The 1,223-nt window shown below is 55.6% G+C and carries 1 protein-coding gene; it reads right to left on the bottom strand.

What is annotated here, in order from left to right; genetic code table 11:
* Positions 1-113: 113 nt before the first annotated feature.
* Positions 114-1,139: a DUF4917 family protein gene (locus SRAH_RS11655; protein WP_029463508.1), complete on the bottom strand. Its 1,026-nt coding sequence runs from the start codon at positions 1,137-1,139 to the stop codon at positions 114-116.
* Positions 1,140-1,223 lie beyond the last annotated feature (84 nt).

The following is a 1,223-nucleotide window of genomic DNA, read 5'->3' as shown; positions in this document are numbered from 1 at the left end:
GGTTAGCGGAGTAATCGGCCCGCCCGCGCCGCAAATCGTCCCGAAGAAACAACCTTTCTTCATAGCCGGAAGTTTTTATCTGCGCGCCTCTTAAGGGTGTTTCTTGAGAGACCTCACTTGCCCCACACTCGTGCAGTGCTTGAGTCGAAGTAGGAGATGCTGAGTGCAGCGCCGCGCCGCCTATTGTTTGCCATCTGGTCCGCCCGGCGGATAATGCGCTTGTTTGCGGCCGAATCTGGGTCCCCGTGCAGGCCAATGTACAGTTGGCTCACTTTCCCCTTTTCAATTCGCTTCAAGTAATGCTCATCATTCTCGGCAAGTGAGTGGCCGTAAATGAAGAGGGCACCGGTGATTTCGCTGAAGCTCCGGTAGGCCTTTGCGAGATAGTCACTGTGTCTAATCCGTTCCAGCTTCTCGGCGCTCGTACCTTCGGACACGAATAGCGGAAAGTACCCCTTCTTCAAGGCATTTCGAATCTGATCGATAAGGCGCACGCCGGTGTTCACCCACGTGTACTTTTGTATCTCAGTGCCGGCATCGAAGACGTGAAGTGCACCGTGCAGGAACCAAGTGTTCTGTTCGTGGCTCTGGCTAGGCTCCCAGATTACATAGGCTGCGTCGTAGTCGATGTCGGACTTGCGAAATCCATCATCAGAGGTTGGCGGGAGGCCTTCATAAGTGTGCATCTGCGCCCAGTAGAGAAGCAGGTCGTAGTTGAAGGTATAGACTGTGTTGAAGTTTGCGACGAACGCGCGGCAGTGTGCGTACTCTGCGTCCGAGATAGCGCCCGGCCAAGCAGGGTGGCTATGCGCGATGGTTTCGACGAGTAGCTCCCGAAGTCCGTCGGCGTCCGACTGAAGCGTGTCGAGGAACGACTGTGGTACTCCGCCGTAGGCTTCGAGGATCGCTTTCGTGTCTCTGAGCGCCTTGATTACTCGCTCAAAGTCCTGAGTGCCAAGTGCCTCAAACGCCTTCTTCGCTGTCGGGGAGAGCTTCGAGAAGTCCGCTTGTTCATACAGTTTGCCGTACAGGAAGATGTCTGGCCGGCATGCAATGCTGAAGCCATTCCCAAGGAGGACGTGTCGCCTTGAGAGGCGCTTAGACTCCGTCAATGCTTCTTCAAACGTGAGGAGGGCCACAGAGTGTCCTTGTGAGGTCTAACGTTGAGGTTAACCGGCGGGCCGAAGGCACGTCCGAGTTGAACCGCAGGTTAGCGGAGTAAT

This window comes from Serpentinimonas barnesii (genome assembly GCF_000696225.1).
GTDB classification, from domain to species: Bacteria; Pseudomonadota; Gammaproteobacteria; order Burkholderiales; family Burkholderiaceae_C; genus Serpentinimonas; species Serpentinimonas barnesii.
This window is presented reverse-complemented; position numbering and strand designations above follow the sequence as displayed.